The following is a 19116-nucleotide window of genomic DNA, read 5'->3' on the forward strand; positions in this document are numbered from 1 at the left end:
TGCGGTTATAACTACATCCCGCCGGGGGCGCCCCCCGCGCCCCCCCCCCCCCCCCCCGCCTGCAAGCGCGAACTTCTCGGGCGACCAAGCGTGCAACTCTGGTCGTACCTACATGGACTCGGCGTGTGGCGTCCCACTACGCAGTCCCTAGACGACGAGCCTCCCGCGGCGCGCTGCGCGTGGGTACCCGGAGTCCGCGCACGGAGGTTTGCCGGGGTGGAACAGGCTTCTCTTCTACCTGCTCCCTGGCCGACCGAACGTCCGCACCTACTTTCTACGCCGTGAGCCCGGTCACTTCAAGTGCGCGGACGGGTGCACCGGTACAGAGGCTGGATCGGGTGACATCGGCACCCTGCGCGACGGACAATTCGGGGCTGGGCCAAGCAAAGTGACGAGCGTACGGCCGTGTGGGTGGCGGGCGTCCGGTCAACGGGACCGACGGCGACGGTTGAGGCCGTACCAGGTCGCCCCGGCGGCCACCGCGCCGACGCCGAGCGCCACCATTCCCGCCGATCGGGTCGGGATCCGGGTGCGCAGCGACATGGGCCGGTCGAAGGCCAGGATCGGCCAGCCGCGCTCGAGGGCCTCGCGCCGCAGGAGCTTGTCCGGGTTGACCGCGTGCGGGTGCCCGACCACCTCGAGCAGCGGGATGTCGGTGCTCGAGTCGGTGTAGGCGAAGCACTCGCTGAGGTCGTAGCCGTAGGTCGCGGCGAGCTGCTTCGCGGCGACGGCCTTGTTGGCGCCGTAGCAGTAGAAGTCGACTTCGCCGGAGTAGCGGCCGTCGACGATCTGCATCCGCGTGGCGACGCTCCGGGTCGCGCCGAGCATCTCCGCCACCGGCGCGACGACCTCCTCGCCGGTCGCCGACAGCACGATGACGTCGTGCCCGTCCTCGCGGTGGCGGGCGATCAGCTCCGCCGCCTCCGCGTACACGAGCGGATCGACGACGTCGTGCAGGGTTTCGCGGACGATCGCGGAAACCTGGGCGACGTCCCAGCCGGCGCACAGCGCGGAAACTTCGGCGCGCAGCCGCTCGGTTTTGTTCTCGTCGGCACCGGCGAGTGAGAACACCAGCTGCGCGTATGCGCTTCGCAACGCGGCGCGACGGTTGATCAGCCCTTCTTTGAGGAGGGGCTTGCTGAACGCCAGTGCGCTCGACGAAGCGATGATCGTCTTGTCCAGGTCGAAGAACGCGGCCACCGCGTGCTCCGGGCCCGGCTTCCGGATGCGCGACGGCGCGCTGCTCGGTTCGGCCACCCGTCCAGGATAGGGCTTGATCGGCGCGCGTCCCGTTGATCCACCACGCGCGCGTCGCGCCGGGCGGAAAATCCATGACAGGCAGGCACTTCGGGCGCGCTGTGCCGTTATCGAACTGTGTGCCTCATCCGGCGCGCGAACCGGCACCGGGCGGAGTTACAGTGAGGGAGCCCGGTGTCCAACCGGGCCGGTTCAGTCCGACCCCCCGGGGCTGAACCCACGGCGGCCCCCGTCCCTCCCCCCTGGCGGGGGCCGCCCTCTTACCTCCCGATTGCCTTTCCGGTTCCCTTTGTGCCCGGCCGGATTCTCCTTTCCGTCGGAGTTCTTACCTTCCGCTTACCTTCGTCAATTTTTCGTCGAGCCACGATTCCTGGTTCGTGGTCGGCGCGAAATCTTCGCGTGCGGATATCCGCGCTCATTCCCGCCGCAGATGCGTCGCCGACGACCGTGATGCTGCCACAGCCGGCCGACGGAACAGGTCCGCGAGCGCTCCACGAGTGGCAGTTGTCCACAACACCCCAGTTGTCCACAGCCGGCCGCACGACCCGTTGTGCCGCCCCACCCCCGCCCGCGACGGTGGAAGCCGGGCCACCCACGGCCCGCACCGAAGACGGGGGAGGAACGCATGACGGGGCAACGACCGCTGGTGATCGCCGCGGACGAAACGGTGCTCGACGAGATACTGCGTGTGGCCGCGGTCGCGGGCTGCGAACTCGACCGCGCGCCGGACCTGACCGCCGCGAGCGGGCACTGGGCCCGTGCGCCGCTGGTGGTCCTCGACGAAGAGGCCGTGCGGCAGCCGCCGGTGCTGCCCCGGCGCGGCGGGATTCTCCTGGTCTGCAAGGGCAGTCCGGGGCCGGCGACGTGGGAGCACGCGTTCCGCAGCGGCGTCCAGCGCGTGATCTCGTTGCCGGACGAGGAGACCGAGCTCGCCGGCGCGTTCGCCGACGTCGTCGAGACACCGGCGGAGCAACCCGGTCTGGTGCTCGGCGTGGTCGGCGGCCGGGGCGGCGCGGGCGCGTCCGTGTTCGCGGCAACGCTGGCGCTGGTGGCCGACAGCGCTCCGGGCGGCGCGCTGCTGCTCGACTGCGACCCGCTCGCCGGCGGCCTGGATGTGTTGCTCGGGTTGGACAAGGCCCCGGGAGCACGCTGGCCGGACGTCCGGCTGAGCGGCCGGATGTCGGTGTCATCGCTGGCCGCGGAGCTCCCACAGCGAAAGCACCGCGGCGGCAGCCTGCCGGTGCTCGCCTCCGGTCCCGACGGGCACGGTCCGGAGGTCGAGTCGTTGTCGGCGATCTTGTCCGCCGGCCGCCGCTCGGGGCGCACGGTGGTGTGCGACCTCCCGCGCACGCTCGGCGGGGCGTCCGAGGAGGCGGTGCTGCGGGCCGACCTGGTCGTGCTGATGGTGCCGCTGGAGTACCGAGCAAGTCTGGCGGCGAAGAAGGTGCTGAACAGGCTGTCGAAGCTGACCGCCCGCATCGGCGTGGTCACATGTGGACACTCGAAGGACCCGGCGGTACGCACGGCCGCCCTCATCGGCCCGCCCTTGATGGCCTCGATGCTCCCGGAGCGCGGTCTCTGGCAGGCACTGGAGCGTGCCGAGTTCCCGGCAAAGCCGAGAGGGCCCCTGGCCAAGGCGGCACGCGAGATCTTGACGATGGCCCGCCGCGAAGCCGAGGCGGCCACCCGATGACCACCACACCGGGCGGCCTCCGCACCACCGGCGCCCCGACAAGAGTGGCGGACCTGCTGCTGCCCACCCTGATCGGCCTGCTGACCCGAGCCCCGGCAGGCGCGGCAGCCTTTTCGACGCTGCAGCCCGAGCAGGAGCCGCCCGCAAGCACACGGCCGGCCACCCACGTCACGGGTCACCGCAGGCCTGCAGCGATCCCCCAAGCCGCACTCCCCGCAGAGCAGGTGAACTCATGACGACAGCCTCGGCGAGCCCGCGGCCCTCGCGTCCGTCGCGGGGAACCCGCGTCACCGCATGTCTCGCGCCACCGGATTACGCGGCGGCCACCTGGCTCTCGGCCACCTGGCTCTCGGGCACCAGGGCAGCGGCCCCTCACCGAACACCCGCGTCACCGCGCCACGCCACCGCCGACCGGCCACCCCGAACCCATCATCGAGCAAGGCGGATGAGCTCATGACCACCGATTTCGTGGACCGCGTCCGCAACCGCCTGGCCGGCGACCGCCGCCAGGCCGACCCGGTCGCCGTCGCCACTGCCGTCCGCGCCGAAGCCGGCGGCGCCCTCGGCCACGACGCGGTGCTCGACGCGGCCCGCCAAGCCCGTGACGAGTTCGTCGGCGCCGGCCCGCTCGCTCCGCTCCTCGACGACCCGGCAACCACCGACGTCCTCGTCACCGGACCCCACGAGGTCTGGACCGACGGCCCGCACGGCCTGACCCGCACCGGTATCCGCTTCAAGGACGAAGAATCCGTCCGCCGCCTGGCCCAGCGCCTGGCCCTCGCGGCCGGGCGCCGCCTCGACGACGCACAGCCGTACGTCGACGGCTGGCTCCCCGGCGCCGGGCCCCACGGCCGCATCCGCGTGCACGCCGTCCTCCCGCCGATCGCGGCCGGCGGCACCTGCCTGTCCCTCCGCGTCCTGCGCCCGGCGACCCACGACCTCACCACCCTCGGCGAACTCGGCGCGTTCGACGAGGCCGGCGCCCGTCTCCTCCGCACCGTCGTCTCGAAGCGGATGGCGTTCCTCGTCACCGGCGGCACGGGCGCGGGCAAGACCACGCTCCTGGCCGCGCTGCTCGGCGCGGTCGACCCGGGCGAACGGATCGTCTGCGTCGAGGACGCCGGCGAGCTGCAGCCCGCGCACCCGCAGTTCGTCGGCCTCGTCGCCCGTCCGCCCAATGTGGAGGGTGCGGGCGCGGTCGGCCTGCCCGAGCTCGTGCGTCAGGCGTTGCGCATGCGTCCCGACCGGCTGGTGGTCGGCGAGGTCCGCGGCGCCGAGGTCGGTGCCCTGCTCACCGCGCTGAACACCGGCCACGACGGCGGCGCCTGCACCGTCCACGCCAACTCCCCGGCCGAGGTGCCCGCCCGCATCGAGGCGTTGGCCGCGCTCGGTGGCCTCGGCCGCGATGCCGTGCACAGCCAGCTCGTCGCCGCGATCCGCGTGGTGCTGCACATGCGTCGAGAACCAGGCGGTCGCCGCCGGCTCGCCGAGGTCGGCGTGCTCCGCGCCGAACACGGCCGGGCGCGGGTCGTGCCGGTGTGGCGCGCGGGCCGGTGGACGGTCGACCGGCACCTGTTCCCGGCACCGGGGGCGATCGCGTGCTGAGCCTCCTGCTGGTGCGGATTTCCCTGCTGCTCAACCCCTTCCCGCGCAACCGAAGGAGACGGCGATGATCACCCCGTGGTTCCCGCTGTGCTTGGGCGCGGCTCTGGCGTGCTGGCCCGCGGCGCCGAACCGGCTCCAGGTCGCGATCGAGCCACCAGCGACCGTCCGGATCCCCGAGGTGTGGCGCGTCGTCCGCTGGCTGCTCCCGGCCGCACTCACCGGATTGCTCGCGGGCGCCGGAGGCGCGATCGCCGCCGGAGTGCTGACGCTGGCGTGGCGCCAGGAGTGGCGAGCCCACCGCCGAGCCACCGCGGAGCTGGCGATGGCCGTCCACACCGCGACAGCGTTGCGGACGATGGTGGCCGAGCTCCGATCCGGTGCCCATCCGGTCATGGCGGCGGAGGCCGCCGCGGACGTGGTCCCGGCGGTGGCGGGCGACCTCCGCCTCCTGGCGACGGCGGCCCGGCTCGACACCGAGTTGCGCGCACCGGCCCTACCTCGGCTGGCCACGGCCTGGACGCTGGGCAAGCGCTACGGCCTTCCGATGGCCGACGTCCTCGACGCCGCCCGCCGCGACACCGAAGCCGGTCTGGCGTTCGGCCGCCGGATGCGCGCCAAGCTGGCCGGGCCACGGGCGAGCGCGGCGGTGCTCACCGGGCTCCCGGTGCTCTGTGTGCTCCTCGGGCAGGCCATGGGCGCGGCTCCGCTGTCCGTGCTGACCGGCAGCCCGCCCGGCCAGGTGCTGCTGGTCGCCGGGTGCGTCCTGCTCTGGGCGGGCACGGCCTGGTGCCGGGCCTTGACCGGCCGGGTGCGGATCCGGTGACCGCCATCGCGCTCCTGCTCTTCGCCGGAGCCTTGCTGAGCTGGCCGGACGATGCGATCGCACGCCGCTTGACCGGCGGTCCGAAGCCCATCCGCAAGGGGCACCGCGCCCTGCCGCACATCGCGGCGGCAGTGGGCGGGGTTTCGACAGCGGTGCTGGTCGGCGGGGCCGCCGGGGTGGTGGCGGGCACGATCGTGACCGCGACCGGGTGGTGGGCGATCCGCCGCACTCGGCGTCCGCGGGCACCGGCCGTGGACATCGCCGCCAAGCTGCGGCTGGCGGGCACGCTCGACCTCCTCGCCGCCTGCCTGCGCGCCGGGCTGCCGGTCCCCTCGGCGTTGGAGGCCGTGGCGGCCACCGCGCCCGCAGCGGCGCGCACAGCATTGAGCTCGACGGCCGGGCTGCTCGCTCTCGGCTCTCGTCCGGACGAGGCCTGGGCGCCGGTGCGAGCCGTCCCCGGCCTCGGCGAGCTGGCGGCCGCGGCGGTCCGGACCTCCCGTTCGGGCGCGGCGTTCGCCACGGCGGCCGGCGACCTCGCCGGCCGGTTCCGCGACGAGCTGGCCACGGAGGCCGAGGAACGCGCCGAGCGGGCCGGGGTGGCGCTCGCCCTGCCGGTCGGTCTGTGTTTCCTGCCGGCCTTCTTCTGCTTGGGCGTGCTGCCGGTCGTCCTCGGCCTCGCCGGGCGGCTCGGCCCGCTCTTCTGACCACGAACCCCATCGAAGGGAAGCCCCATGCGCGCATTCCGCCGCCGCCTCCGCTCGGACGACGGTTCCACGACTGTCGAGTACGCCATCGTCACAGTCGCCGTCGCGGCCTTCGCCGCCGTCCTCTACACCTTGCTCACCGGGGATTCGGTCGTTTCCTGGCTGACGAACCTGGTCATGAAGGCCCTGTCGGTGCCGTCGTGAGACACAGAGACGAAGGTTCGGTGACCGTCGAGGCGGCGCTCGGCTTGGCCGGCCTGACGGTGGTGACGGTCCTGCTGTTCGCCGGCCTCATGGTGCTGACCAGCCAGCTGCGCTGCACGGACGCGGCCCGCGAGGCAGCGCGGCTGCTGGCCAGGGGGCAGCCCGGCGAGGCGGCGGCCGCGGTCCACAAGATCGGCCCACCCGGCGCGAACCTGGCGTTCGAGCAAATCGGCGACACGATCACGGCAACGGTGACGGCCCACCCGCCGTCCGGCCTCCTGCCGGCGATCCACCTCGGCGCAACGGCCTACGCGGTCGCCGAGCCGAGCACGGAGGCGACGGATGCCCCAGGCTGACGGGCCAGCCCCGGACACCGGAGCGGCGACGATCTGGACGGCGATGGCGGTGGCGGCCCTGACCGGGGTGGCAACGTTCGCGTTGTGGCTGGGAGCGACGGTGATCGCGCGCCACCAAGCGGAGTCCGCGGCCGACCTGGGCGCGTTGGCCGCGGCCTCCCACGCGTACGAAGGTCCGGTCCAAGCGTGCGAGCGCGCTAGATGGGTCACAGACCGGATGAGCGTGCGGCTCGTGACCTGCCGGTGGCAACAGCTCGACGCACTGGTGGAGGTCGAGGCACCCGGCCCGGCCTTCGCCGGGCTGCCGAGGCCGTCGGCCCACGCCCGCGCCGGCCCGGCGGGCGAACCACGGCGCCCGGCCGCAGTTGTGCCGCCGGGAGGCCTCGGCGGTACGCCCATGCACCCGGGCTGACGGGAGGACCACAGCGCCAAGTCCCGCGGTGCGGACCGGCGGCCTTGGGCCCCGTTCCCTCCGCCCAGGCGGAGCCATACTGCCGCCAGGAGGCCACGGGGCCGCGCCCCTTGCCCGGCCGACCGGCGCACCCCCGCATCCAGGCCGCGCTGTCCAAGACGCCACTTCGTCCGCAGCACCTCTCCGCAGCGCCTCACTGTCGCGCGCCCGCGACACCCCACTGTCGTGCGCGTGTGCCCTCCTGTCGCGCTCCGGCGACACCACACACCTCCACCCGCGGCCACCGCCGCGCCAAGCCGGCCACAGCGCCGCCCCACCCCACACCGCCCGGCGGACGCCGACCGGTCGGTATGGGGCGGTGACCGGCAGATCCGTCCGGCCGGGCGATGAGCGGCCGATTGTCACGGGCAGCGGTCGTTGGTGCACGGCGAGCGGTCGAATCGGCTGCTCACCTGGGCCGAAGCGTCGCGCTCACCCCGTCGAAGAGGCGCCCGGAACCCCGCGGAACCTGGAGTTTCCCGCGACGAACGGTCCGTGTGCGGTCACCGTTCACCGTCCAGCCGTGCCGGGGTGTTCGGTCGGGCCGTATGGATCACTGGGCGTTCATCGCCTCGTAACCACCGGTTGTCGCGCGGGGGTTCCGAGCAATGTGCAACTTGCCGTTAAGTGAGATGTGCGACACCACGACAGGGTCTAGCGGGTCGCGGAGAACCGGAACTTGAAGGCAGGAAACACAATGTTGGACGCGAATTGGCCGGACAGCTGGCGGGGCGCCTTCCGCATCGAACTGCGGGCGGAGGCGATCGGTCTCGCCTGGCGCGGCTGGCCGGTGCTCCCGGGTGTCGACCCCGCTCCGCTCACCGAAGGCGACGACCTCACCTGGCGCCGTCCCGTTCCGGCCATTGACGACTGGCGCGAGCAGACCGGCACCCACGCCCACGAGGTCGCCACCTGGTTCTCCGACCGCACCCACAGCCTGCTCGTCGCCACCGGCACCGTGCTCGACGCCGTCGAGGTCGACGACGAACTCGGCAAGCGCGCCTGCCGCCTCCTCCGCGCCATCGGCCACCCCGCGCCGATCATCGCCCTGCCGAACGGCCGCTGGCTCTTCCTCACCACCGTCGCCGACCACGTGCCGGCCGAGCTGGCCACCCGCGCCTCCGTCCAGTGGCACGGCAAGGACAGCTACATCCCGCTGCCGCCGTCGCCGTTCCAGCACGGTGTCGTGCACTGGCGCGTCAAGCCCGAGGTCTGCGGCTGGCAGCTGCCGGACGCCGCCGAGGTGCACGACGTCCTCGTGCGGGCCCTGGCCGGCGAGCACTCGCCGCAGCTGGTCCAGTCCAGCGCCGCCTGAAAGGCCTGGACCACCCGAACCACCGCCGCCGGCCGGTCCCAGCCCGGCCGAGGCGGAGCAGGACACAACTCCATGAACCACCAAGTGGCCGTCTAGGTGCCGTGTTGACGCAACGCCCCGAGCACGGTTCCCAGCACAGCCACTGCCCCCGCCTTGTCCAGCGGCTCGTTGCCGTTCCCGCACTTCGGCGACTGGACGCAGGACGGGCATCCCGTCGGGCACTCGCAGGAGACGATCGCCTCCCGCGTTGCGGCCAGCCACGGGACAATCGCGGCATAACCGCGTTCGGCAAATCCCGCACCCCCGGGATGGCCGTCATGCACGAACACCGTCGCCTCCCCGGTGTCTTCGTGCCACGCGGTACTCACCCCGCCGATGTCCCACCGGTCGCACGTAGCGAACAGCGGTAGCAGGCCGATCGCCGCGTGCTCGGCGGCATGCAGGGCACCGGGGACCCGTGCCGGAACCAATCCGGCACCCCCCGGTGCCCTGCCACCCTCGTGAACGGGCCCCCGACCGTTCGCCAGGGGTTCCTCCCCGGTCCCCGCCGGCCCCGCAGATTCGGTCCCCACCCGATGGCCCCCGGTCCCCACCTCGCCATCAGAACCAGCGGAACCGAGCAGCGAAGACGACACCGTGTACCAGACAGCCCGCGTACGCAGGCTCTGCTCCGGCAGGTCCAGTGGCGTGTGGTCGATGACCTCCCCGGACGGGCGCCGTCGCAGATAGCCGACCACCTGCGACGTCACGGCCACCTCGCCGAGGCAGACGCTCACCCCGCCGTGGTCCTGCTTTTCCTGGGTGCTCAGCACCGAGATGTCCACGACCTCGCGCGGTGTCGTCGTCCAGTCCGGGTTCTCCGCGTGCACCAGCGCCAGCCCGGTTTCCAGGTCCAGCTCGTCCACGACGTACGAGGAGCCCTGGTGCAGGTACACCGCACCGGGGTGCACGGCGAAGCAGGCCGAACCCGGGTCGACCGTTCCGAGCATCCGGCCGGAGTCCGATTCGACCACCGCGATCTGCTCCCCGCCCGTGCCGCGGATGCCGACTTCGGCGTGCGGCCGGTCCCGCGAAGTCCAGTACCAGCCGCTCGACCGGCGCCTCACCAGTTTCCGGTCCGCCAGCTCGGCCAGCACCTCCTGGGCCGCCGCGCCGCCGAACACCTCCAGCTCGGGCAGGGTCAGCGGCAGCTCGGCGACGGCGCAAGCGAGCTGCGGCGCCAGTACGTACGGGTTCGCGGGGTCGAGCACCGCCGTCTCCACCGGCCGCGAAAGCAACGCCGCCGGGTGGTGCACCAGGTAGGTGTCGAGCGGGTCGTCCCGCGCGACGAACACCACCAGCGCCGAATCGCCGGACCGGCCCGCCCGGCCGGCCTGCTGCCAGAACGACGCGACCGTGCCCGGGTAGCCGGCCAGCACCACCGCGTCCAGGCCCGCGATGTCGACGCCGAGTTCCAGCGCGTTCGTCGTCGCGACCCCCAGCAACCGGCCCGACAGCAGCGCGGCCTCCAGTGCACGACGCTCCTCCGGCAAGTAGCCGGACCTATACGCCGCAACGGTTTCCGCCAACTCCGGGTCCACTTCGGACAGAATGCGCCGAGCACCCAGCGCCGCCAGCTCCGCGCCGCGCCGCGACCGGATGAACGCCAGCGACCGCGCCCCCTCCAGCACCAGGTCGGCGAGGATCCGCGACGCCTCCGCCCCGGCCGAACGCCGGACCGGCGCGCCGTTCTCCCCGGTCAGCTCCTCGAGCAGCGGCGGCTCCCACAACGCGACCGTCCGGGCGCCGCGCGGCGAAGCGTCCTCCGTCACGGCGACACAGGACACGCCCGTCAACCGCGAAGCGAACGAAGCAGGCGAAGCCGTCGTCGCCGAAGCGAGCACGAAGACCGGCGAAGCGCCGTAATGCTCCGCCACCCGCCGAAGCCGGCGAAGCAGCAGGGCGACGTGCGAGCCGAAGACGCCGCGATAGCTGTGGCACTCGTCGACGACCACGCAGGTGAGCCGCCGGAAGAACGTCGCCCACCGGCCGTGCGCCGAGAGGATCCCGCGGTGCAGCATGTCCGGGTTGGTGAACACCCAGTTCGCGTGCGCACGCACCCAGTCGCGCTCCGCCATCGGAGTGTCCCCGTCGAACGCCGCCGCCCGCACCCCCGGCACGTCCAAAGAGGACACCGCACGCAGCTGGTCCGCGCCCAGCGCCTTCGTCGGCGACAGGTACAGCGCTGTGACAACCGGGGCTTCGCCCCGGGCCGGGGGCTCCGCCACCCGGGACCCCCGAACCGAAGCTTTCGCCTTCTCACCCGCGGCCAGCCGGGACAGCACCGGCAGCTGGTAGGCGAGCGACTTGCCCGACGCCGTCCCGGTCGAAATCACCACGTGACGGCCCTCGTACGCGTGCGAAGCCGCCTCGGCCTGGTGCGCCCAGGGCGCGGAGACGCCGCAGTCACGCAGCGCAGCGACAACCGCCGGATCCGCCCACGACGGCCACTCTGCGTAGCGCGCGGCGCGGCCCGGCAGGTCCGCGACGTGCGTGACCGGGTGCTCGCGCGACGGGATGCCGGCGGTCACCCGCCTCAGCAGCCGCTGCCCACGTGATTCGTCCACCCGCCGAGCTTGGCACAGGGGTCCGACAGTTCCGGCATCCCAGCGGCGCCAACGGATCGGCGAAAGAGTGATCGATCAAGTGAGGAGGCTCACAGGGTAACGGAATGTACCGTCACCGGGACGGCGTGAAGACGCTGGTTGCGATACCAATACACTCCCGCAATCCACACCCTCTGTGGTGAGCGTCATGTGAGACGTGCATTGCTGCCCGGCTAGCGTGTCGCTCGGTACAGGGTCCATGCCAGCGCCGGCCGTGTCGAACCCTCGGCTTGCCGTCGACGTTGGCGCACGGCGACGTCTCCTGGAGGACGAATGTCACGGCAGTTCCTCGCGGAGGGCGGGAATATCTCGCTCACCGGAGGTGGCTACACGATTGTCGGTGTAGTCGCCGTGGTCGCGCTTGCCGCACTCGTCATCGGCTACGTCCTGCTCAAGGAGGTGCTGGCCGCAGGCCAGGGCACCGCCAAGATGCAGGACATCGCCAAGGCGGTGCAGGAAGGCGCGGCCGCGTACCTCAAGCGGCAGCGGAACACTCTCGCCATCTTCGGTGCGATCGTGTTCCTCCTGCTCTTCATCCTTCCCGCGGACGACTGGAACGAGAAGATCGGCCGTTCGATCTTCTTCCTGGTCGGGGCGGGTTTCTCGTTCGCGATCGGCTACCTCGGCATGTGGCTGGCGACGCAGGCGAACCTGCGCGTCGCCGCCGCGTCGCGTGAGGAAGGCGGCCGCGAGAAGGCGATGCGCGTCGCGTTCCGCACCGGCGGCGTGGTCGGCATGATCACCGTCGGCCTCGGCCTGTTCGGTGCCGCGGTCGTCGTGCTGGTCTACACCGGCCAGGCGCCCAAGGTGCTCGAGGGCTTCGGCTTCGGCGCCGCCCTGATCGCGATGTTCATGCGTGTCGGCGGCGGTATCTTCACCAAGGCCGCCGACGTCGGCGCGGACCTGGTCGGCAAGGTCGAGCAGGGCATCCCGGAGGACGACCCGCGCAACGCCGCGACCATCGCGGACAACGTGGGGGACAACGTCGGCGACTGCGCCGGCATGGCCGCGGACCTCTTCGAGTCCTACGCCGTCATGCTGGTCGCCGCGCTGATCCTGGGCAGCACCGCCTTCGGCGTGCACGGCCTGATCTTCCCGCTGATCGTCCCGGCCATCGGTGTCATCACCGCCGTCATCGGTGTCTACATCACGAAGGCGCGCGCCGGCGAGGGCGGCCTGGTCACGATCAACCGCTCCTTCTACATCTCCGCGGTCATTTCCGCGGTGCTGTCGGCGATCGCGGCGTTCGTGTACCTGCCGAGCAGCTTCGCTGACTTCGGCCCGGGCTTCGAGGGCACCGGCAACCCGGCGGTCATCGCGACCATCGCGGTGATCATCGGCATCGTGCTCGCGGCGGTCATCCTCAAGCTGACCGGCTACTACACCGGCACCGAGTACAAGCCGGTCAAGGACGTCGGCAAGACGTCGGAGACGGGCCCGGCGACGGTCATCCTCTCCGGTATCTCGGTCGGCTTCGAGTCCGCTGTGTACACCGCGCTCGTGATCGGCGCGGCCGTGTTCGGCGCCTACCTGCTGGGCGGCGGCATCGCGCTGTTCGCCGTGGCGCTGGCCGGCACCGGCCTGCTGACCACGGTCGGCGTCATCGTCGCGATGGACACGTTCGGCCCGGTTTCGGACAACGCGCAGGGCATCGCCGAGATGTCCGGTGACGTCGACGAGAAGGCCGCGCAGATCCTCACCGAGCTCGACGCGGTCGGCAACACCACCAAGGCGATCACCAAGGGCATCGCGATCGCCACGGCGGTCCTCGCGGCGACGGCGCTGTTCGGGTCGTACTCGGACGCGATCACGAAGACGCTGTCGGGCATGGGCACCGGCGTGGTCACCGGTCTCGACGCGGCGAAGTCGTTCGTCAACCAGATCGTCAGCCCGAACACGCTGGTCGGCGTGATCATCGGTGCGGCCGTGGTGTTCCTCTTCTCCGGCCTCGCGGTGAACGCGGTTTCCCGCGCCGCCGGTGCGGTCGTCTTCGAGGTGCGCCGCCAGTTCCGCGACATCCCGGGGATCATGGAGGGCACCACCCGTCCCGAGTACGGCAAGGTCGTCGACATCGTCACGCGCGACTCGCTGCGTGAGCTGACGACGCCGGGTCTGCTGGCGGTCTTCGCCCCGATCGCGGTCGGCTTCGGCCTCGGCACCGGCGCGCTCGCCGGCTACCTGGCCGGCGCGATCGCCTGCGGCACCCTGATGGCGATCTTCCTCGCCAACTCCGGTGGCGCGTGGGACAACGCGAAGAAGCTGGTCGAGGACGGCAACCACGGTGGCAAGGGCTCGTCCTCGCACGAGGCCACCATCATCGGTGACACCGTGGGCGACCCGTTCAAGGACACCGCCGGCCCGGCGATCAACCCGCTGATCAAGGTGATGAACCTGGTCTCCGTGCTGATCGCGCCCGCCGTTGTGCAGTTCTCGATCGGTCCCGACGAGAACGCCGCCGTCCGCATCATCATCTCGCTCGTCGCGGTCGCCGTGATCGTGGCGGCGATCGTGGTGTCGAAGCGGCGGGGAACCGTCATTTCCGACACCCCGGCCGAAATCAAGGCCTGAGTTCCAGGTGACCCCGGGCCCGGTGCGCGTCGACGCGCGCCGGGCCCGGGGCCTGCCCGTCCCAGAAAGGCCCGGCGACTTGCGAAGCACCACCGAGTCGGTACCGTCGGGCCTGCCGGGACGTCGTCGGGCAGGAGGTACGCGAGTGCGGCTGCGGCCGACCGTCTTCGCCGCCCTGACCACGACGATCGCCATCGGCCTCGCCGGGTGCGGGCAGCCTTCCGAGGTGCCGGCGCCGCCGCGCGAGCAGGACCTTCCGGCGACCACCGCGGCTCCCCAGGCCGATCCCGCGGTGAGCTGGGCGGGTGGCTACTGCGACGCGGTGACGCACCTGGTCCGCGCGCTCGCGGCACTGCCCGCGGTCGATCCCAGCACCCCGCAGAAGGCCTCCCGGACGTCCAGTGACCTCCTTTCCTCGGTGGTCGGCGGGCTCGACCAGAGCCTGGCCGGGCTGAAGGCGATCGGTGCGCCGCCGATGCCGTCGGCGGACAGCGGGCGCAAGGACGTCATCGGCCAGTTCGCCGAAATCCGCGCGGAGGCCGAGAACGCGCGCCGGCGCATCGAGGCGGCCCGCGGGAACTCGGCGGCGACGAAGGACGCTTTGGGCCAGGCCAAGGCGACGCTGGACCGCATCGACGCGCTCGACTACCTCAAGGGCCTCAAAGACGTGCCGGCCCTCGCGGCCGCGGAACAGCGCGCGCCGGCCTGCCGCCAGCTGGATCAGCCTGCCGGCTGAAGATCCCCGCGAACACTGCCGCTGATCGAACTTGTGTTCTAGTATGACGCGGTGGATCGGACGATCTCGCTCTTCTCCGCCGAGGCCAGCGGGCCGGGCCTGGGCGACCTGGCCGGCCTGTTGTGCTGCCACGGCCAGATCACCGGCTTCGGGCGCACCGCCGCCCGGCTTTCGGTGGTCGTCGAGGAGCCGTGGCGGGCGCACGTCCTGGCCGGCGAGTTCCGCTGCCGTGGCGCGGACGCCCAGGTCTCGAAGGCCGACTGCGGCCGTCCGCAGGTGCGCACGTCGTTCCGGGTCGACCTGCTGCCGCTGGCGCTGCGGTGGCTGCGTGAGGGCTGCACCGGCCCGGTCGAGGACGACTCGGGCAAGGCGGTGCCGGAGGGGTTCCGGCTGAGCGGCGCGATGCTGCGGATGTGGGCGCTGGCCGGCGGCCGTCCGGGCACGCAGGGTTACCTGCTGGGCGTCGACCCGCTCGCCCCGGGCATGCACGAGCGGCTGGTCGAGGCGCTGACGCCGTTGGGTGTCGCGGCGAAGCTGACCGGCCCGAAGGCCGAGGTCCCGGCCGTGAAAGTCACCGGAAAACGTCGGTTGGAGGCGCTGCTGGAGCTGATCGGCGAGCCGCCGCCGGGCGCCGAAGCGGCGTGGCCCGGCGCGGAACCGCAACCGCACCCGGAGGCCGCGACGAGCACGGCCTGACCGGGTGCGGCGGGTGCGTCAGGGCCGGGGCAGCGTGCAGCCGGTCTGGGTGAGCGCGATTTCGTTGGCCGCGGTGAGGCAGGCGGGGATGCCGTAGGTCTCCTGGCCGTAGTTCGTCTTGTAGTGCACGGTGACGTTGCCGGCCTGGTCGACCTCGCACGGGTTGTTGTCCGTGCAGCGTTCGCCGTCCTCGTTGCCGGTGTTGTTCACGCCGACGACCTTGCCGCCGGAGACGATCGGCGAACCGGAGGTGCCGCCGATGGTCTGGCAGGCGGAGGTGTAGCGGATCGAGTCCTTCCAGGTCCAGCTGCCCTCCTTCAACCGGTAGGCGAAACCGTCGATGTTGCAGGAGTAGATGCGCTTCCAGTAGCCCGAGACGACGTCGATCGCCGCGCCGGCCGCCGGGTGGGCGTTCGACAGTTCCAGCGGCGAGATCCCGTAGCTCGCCTTGATCTGCGCGTAGGTGGTGGTGAGCTGGTAGAGCGACACGTCGGTGTCGGTCATTGTGCCGTAGACGATCTTCTTGGCCCGGAGCGTGGCCTTGTTGCTGCCGCTGGCGGTGAGCAGGGTGAACGTCCGGCTGGAGGCGCGGTTGGTGATCACCTGGCCCGGCGCCGGGAAACCGGTTTCGAGGCAGTGGCCGTTGGACATCACGAGCGCCGGCGCGGTGTCGGGGGTCGCGGCCGGCTTGACCACCGATCCCGAGCAGTTGGACAGGGCCACGGTGCCGGCGAAGTTCGCGGCGGCCGCGTTCGCCGGAGTGACCCCCAGCAATACTGTGGCGGTCGCGGCGGTGAACAGGGCGCCGAGCAGGCGTCGGGTCATGGCGGGTCCTTTCGGCTGGGCGGGGAAACCAGTGAAGCGGTGACATCCCGGCGCCCACCACCGTCGAACGGAGGGTATCCGGACGGTCACGCGCTAGGCTGCGCGGGACGTGGCCGAAATCACGTGGCAGGTACGTTGGGGAAACATCGTCGAGGTCAGCGGCGATGCGCTGGGCACAGGACCGGCGGCGTGTTGGGCCACCTCCACGCCGTCCGGCCGGGAACAGCGTGCACACTGGCAGGTCGAGACACGGGCCCTGGCAGGGACGTGGTGCAGTCCCGCGGCGGCGGGACGAGATGAGCGGAGAGCAGGACAGCGTGGCAGGAGCACGGACCAAGAAGAACGGAGCCACGGCGGGCAACGGCGCCGGGCACCGGCGGCTGGTCATCGTCGAGTCGCCGACGAAGGCCCGCAAGATCGCGCCCTACCTCGGCGGCGGTTACGTCGTCGAGTCCTCCGTCGGGCACATCCGCGACCTGCCGCGTGGTGCCGCCGACGTGCCCGCCCAGTACAAGGGCGAGGCGTGGGCACGGCTCGGCGTCGACGTCGACAACGGCTTCAAGGCCCTCTACGTGGTCACCCCGGACAAGAAGTCCAAGGTCACCGAGCTGAAGGGCCTCCTGAAGGACGTCGACGAGCTCTACCTCGCCACGGACCCCGACCGCGAGGGCGAGGCGATCGCGTGGCACCTCCTCGAGACGCTCAAGCCGAAGGTCCCGGTCCGCCGGATGGTCTTCCACGAGGTCACCGAGCAGGCCATCCGCGCGGCCGCCGACTCGACCCGTGAGCTGGACGCCGACCTCGTCGACGCCCAGGAGACCCGCCGCATCCTCGACCGCCTCTACGGCTACGAGGTCTCGCCGGTGCTGTGGAAGAAGGTCATGCCGAAGCTTTCGGCGGGCCGCGTGCAGTCGGTGGCGACCCGGATCGTGGTCGAGCGCGAGCGCGAGCGGATGCGCTTCACCTCGGCGTCGTACTGGGACATCTCGGCGACCATGGACGCCGGCGAGGACGCGTCGCCGCGGAACTTCCCGGCGCGGCTCGTCGCCGTCGACGGCGCGCGCCTGGCCACCGGTCGCGACTTCGGCTCGGACGGGCAGCTCAAGGCGTCGAACACCGAGGTCCGCGTGCTCGCGGAGGCCGACGCGCGGCGCCTGGCCGAAGCGCTGAAGCAGCGTGACTTCAAGGTCGCGAGCGTCGAGGAGAAGCCGTACACGCGGAAGCCGTACGCGCCCTTCATGACGTCGACGCTGCAGCAGGAGGCGGGCCGCAAGATGCGGTTCACCTCGGAGCGCACCATGCGGATCGCGCAGAAGCTGTACGAGAACGGCTACATCACCTACATGCGTACCGACTCCACGACGCTGTCGGAGTCGGCGATCTCGGCCGCGCGCAGCCAGGCCACGCAGCTGTACGGCAAGGAGTACGTCTCGCCGACGCCGCGCCAGTACACGCGCAAGGTGAAGAACGCGCAGGAAGCCCACGAGGCGATCCGGCCGTCGGGCGAGGTCTTCCGCACGCCGGGCCAGGTCGCGGGCGAGCTGGACACCGACGAGTTCCGGCTCTACGAGATGATCTGGCAGCGCACGATCGCGTCGCAGATGGCGGACGCCAAGGGCACCACGATGTCCGTGCGCATCGTCGGCAACGCGGCTTCGGGCGAGGAGTGCACCTTCGCCGCTTCGGGCCGCACGATCACCTTCGCGGGCTTCCTCAAGGCGTACGTCGAGGCCGTCGACACCGAGACCGGTGGCGAGGCCGACGACAAGCAGAGCCGCCTGCCGGTGCTGGAGAAGGACCAGGCGCTGACCGCGTCCGAGCTGAACCCGGACGGGCACACCACCTCGCCGCCGGCCCGGTACTCCGAGCCGAGCCTGGTCAGCAAGCTGGAAGAGCTGGGCATCGGCCGCCCGTCGACGTACGCGTCGATCATCAAGACGATCCAGGACCGCGGCTACGTCTGGAAGAAGGGCTCCGCGCTCGTTCCGTCGTGGGTCGCGTTCGCCGTGATCGGCCTGATGGAACGGCACTTCGAGCGCCTGGTCGACTACGACTTCACCGCCGGCATGGAGGATGAGCTCGACCGCATCGCGGCCGGTGACGAGCAGCGCGCGCAGTGGCTGTCGAAGTTCTACTTCGGCGGCGACATGGGTGTCGACGGCTCGATCGGCCGCCTCGGCGGGCTGAAGAAGCTGGTCGAGGGCAGCGTCGAGGACATCGACGCGCGGGAGATCAACTCGATCCCGCTGTTCAGCGACGAAAACGGGCACACCGTCGTGGTCCGCGTCGGCCGCTACGGGCCGTACCTGGAGCGCGAGGTCGACGGGAACTCGCAGCGCGCGAACCTGCCCGAAGACCTACCGCCGGACGAGCTCACGCAGGAGATCGCGGAGAAGCTGTTCGCGACCCCGCAGGAGGGCCGCACGCTGGGCACCGACCCGGTGAGCGGGCACGACATCGTCGCGAAGGAAGGCCGCTTCGGGCCGTACGTGACCGAGGTGCTGCCGGAGATCGAGATCCCCGAGGACGCCACGGCCGCGCAGAAGAAGGCGTTGAAGGCGAAGGCGCCGAAGCCGCGCACGGGCTCGCTGTTCAAGTCGATGGACATCGAGACGATCACGCTGGACGACGCGCTGAAGCTGCTCTCGCTGCCGCGCGTGGTCGGCAAGGACCCGGAGTCCGGCGACGAGATCACGGCGCAGAACGGGCGCTACGGGCCGTACCTGAAGAAGGGCACGGACTCGCGTTCGCTCTCGACCGAGGACCAGCTCTTCTCGATCACCCTCGAAGAGGCGCTGAAGATCTACTCGGAGCCGAAGCAGCGTGGCCGGTCCGCCACGGCGAAGCCGCCGCTCAAGGAGCTCGGCGACGACCCGGTGTCGGGCAAGCCGATGGTGGTCAAGGACGGCCGGTTCGGCCCGTACGTGACCGACGGCGAATACAACGCGACGCTGCGGAAGGGCGACGAAATCGAGTCGCTGACCGCGGAGCGGGCGGCCGAGCTGCTGGCGGAGAAGCGGGCCAAGGGCCCGGCGCCGAAGCGGAAGGCACCGGCGCGCAAGCCGGCGTCGACGACCGCGAAGACGGTCAAGGCGGGCACGACCAAGAAGGCCGCCGCCGCGAAGACGACCACGGCCAAGCGCTCGAGCTCGACCGCGACGAAGGCCAAGTAAGTCCCGGATCGAGGGCCTCCCTGATGGGAGGCCCTCGATCACATCTTCGGGTCACACCTTCAGGT

General features: G+C 71.6%; 15 protein-coding genes. 12 read left to right on the forward strand and 3 right to left on the reverse strand.

The features are described from left to right. Positions 1-426 precede the first annotated feature (426 nt). Positions 427-1257: an HAD family hydrolase gene (locus ACWED2_RS38175; protein ID WP_449695386.1), complete on the reverse strand. Its 831-nt coding sequence runs from the start codon at positions 1255-1257 to the stop codon at positions 427-429. A gap of 625 nt (positions 1258-1882) precedes the next feature. On the opposite strand from ACWED2_RS38175, the gene ssd reads away from it, so the two are divergent. The 8 genes from ssd to ACWED2_RS38215 all read left to right on the forward strand — a co-directional run bounded on the left by ssd (position 1883) and on the right by ACWED2_RS38215 (position 8408). Continuing rightward, positions 1883-2950: a septum site-determining protein Ssd gene (gene ssd / locus ACWED2_RS38180; protein WP_449695387.1), complete on the forward strand. Its 1068-nt coding sequence runs from the start codon at positions 1883-1885 to the stop codon at positions 2948-2950. A 453-nt stretch (positions 2951-3403) separates the two neighbouring features. After that, positions 3404-4555: a TadA family conjugal transfer-associated ATPase gene (locus ACWED2_RS38185; protein ID WP_449695388.1), complete on the forward strand. Its 1152-nt coding sequence runs from the start codon at positions 3404-3406 to the stop codon at positions 4553-4555. A 64-nt stretch (positions 4556-4619) separates the two neighbouring features. Then, positions 4620-5378, forward strand: a complete 759-nt coding sequence (locus ACWED2_RS38190) for a type II secretion system F family protein (protein WP_449695389.1) — start codon at positions 4620-4622, stop codon at positions 5376-5378. Next, on the forward strand, positions 5375-6082 hold the full coding sequence (locus ACWED2_RS38195; RefSeq protein WP_449695390.1) for a type II secretion system F family protein: 708 nt from the start codon (positions 5375-5377) through the stop codon (positions 6080-6082). Before ACWED2_RS38190 ends, ACWED2_RS38195 begins: the two co-directional genes overlap by 4 nt. 27 nt (positions 6083-6109) lie before the next feature. After that, positions 6110-6286 (forward strand): DUF4244 domain-containing protein, encoded by a 177-nt coding sequence (locus ACWED2_RS38200; RefSeq protein WP_449695391.1) that lies wholly within the window; start codon positions 6110-6112, stop codon positions 6284-6286. 20 nt (positions 6287-6306) lie between these two features. After that, complete coding sequence (locus ACWED2_RS38205) at positions 6307-6642, forward strand: TadE family type IV pilus minor pilin (RefSeq protein ID WP_449695392.1); 336 nt, start codon at positions 6307-6309, stop codon at positions 6640-6642. After that, positions 6629-7054 carry an Rv3654c family TadE-like protein gene (locus tag ACWED2_RS38210; protein WP_449695393.1) on the forward strand — a complete coding sequence of 142 codons (426 nt, stop codon included), beginning with the start codon at positions 6629-6631 and terminating at the stop codon, positions 7052-7054. The genes ACWED2_RS38205 and ACWED2_RS38210 overlap by 14 nt, the downstream gene beginning before the upstream one ends. A 736-nt stretch (positions 7055-7790) precedes the next feature. Further along, positions 7791-8408 carry a bifunctional DNA primase/polymerase gene (locus tag ACWED2_RS38215; protein WP_449695394.1) on the forward strand — a complete coding sequence of 206 codons (618 nt, stop codon included), beginning with the start codon at positions 7791-7793 and terminating at the stop codon, positions 8406-8408. Positions 8409-8500: 92 nt separating this feature from the next. Here ACWED2_RS38215 and ACWED2_RS38220 read toward each other — a convergent pair whose 3' ends face one another. Next, complete coding sequence (locus ACWED2_RS38220; protein WP_449695458.1) at positions 8501-10978, reverse strand: DEAD/DEAH box helicase; 2478 nt, start codon at positions 10976-10978, stop codon at positions 8501-8503. A 348-nt stretch (positions 10979-11326) separates the two neighbouring features. Here ACWED2_RS38220 and ACWED2_RS38225 point away from each other — a divergent pair, with 348 nt between their 5' ends. From ACWED2_RS38225 to ACWED2_RS38235, 3 genes are all read left to right on the forward strand, one after another. Beyond that, complete coding sequence (locus ACWED2_RS38225; protein ID WP_449695395.1) at positions 11327-13621, forward strand: sodium-translocating pyrophosphatase; 2295 nt, start codon at positions 11327-11329, stop codon at positions 13619-13621. Positions 13622-13766: 145 nt separating this feature from the next. Continuing rightward, positions 13767-14357, forward strand: coding sequence for a hypothetical protein (locus ACWED2_RS38230; RefSeq protein ID WP_449695396.1), 591 nt, complete (start codon positions 13767-13769; stop codon positions 14355-14357). A gap of 51 nt (positions 14358-14408) precedes the next feature. Continuing rightward, positions 14409-15053, forward strand: a complete 645-nt coding sequence (locus tag ACWED2_RS38235) for a hypothetical protein (RefSeq protein WP_449695397.1) — start codon at positions 14409-14411, stop codon at positions 15051-15053. Between the two features lie 18 nt (positions 15054-15071). On the opposite strand, the gene ACWED2_RS38240 is transcribed toward ACWED2_RS38235, so the two are convergent. Beyond that, the gene (locus ACWED2_RS38240) at positions 15072-15878 is read right to left on the reverse strand and encodes a S1 family peptidase (RefSeq protein WP_449695398.1); all 807 of its coding nucleotides are present in this window, start codon (positions 15876-15878) and stop codon (positions 15072-15074) included. A 296-nt stretch (positions 15879-16174) separates the two neighbouring features. On the opposite strand from ACWED2_RS38240, the gene topA reads away from it, so the two are divergent. Continuing rightward, positions 16175-19051: a type I DNA topoisomerase gene (topA, locus tag ACWED2_RS38245; protein WP_449695399.1), complete on the forward strand. Its 2877-nt coding sequence runs from the start codon at positions 16175-16177 to the stop codon at positions 19049-19051. Positions 19052-19116: the final 65 nt, after the last annotated feature.

The organism is Amycolatopsis sp. NPDC005003 (assembly GCF_053600695.1).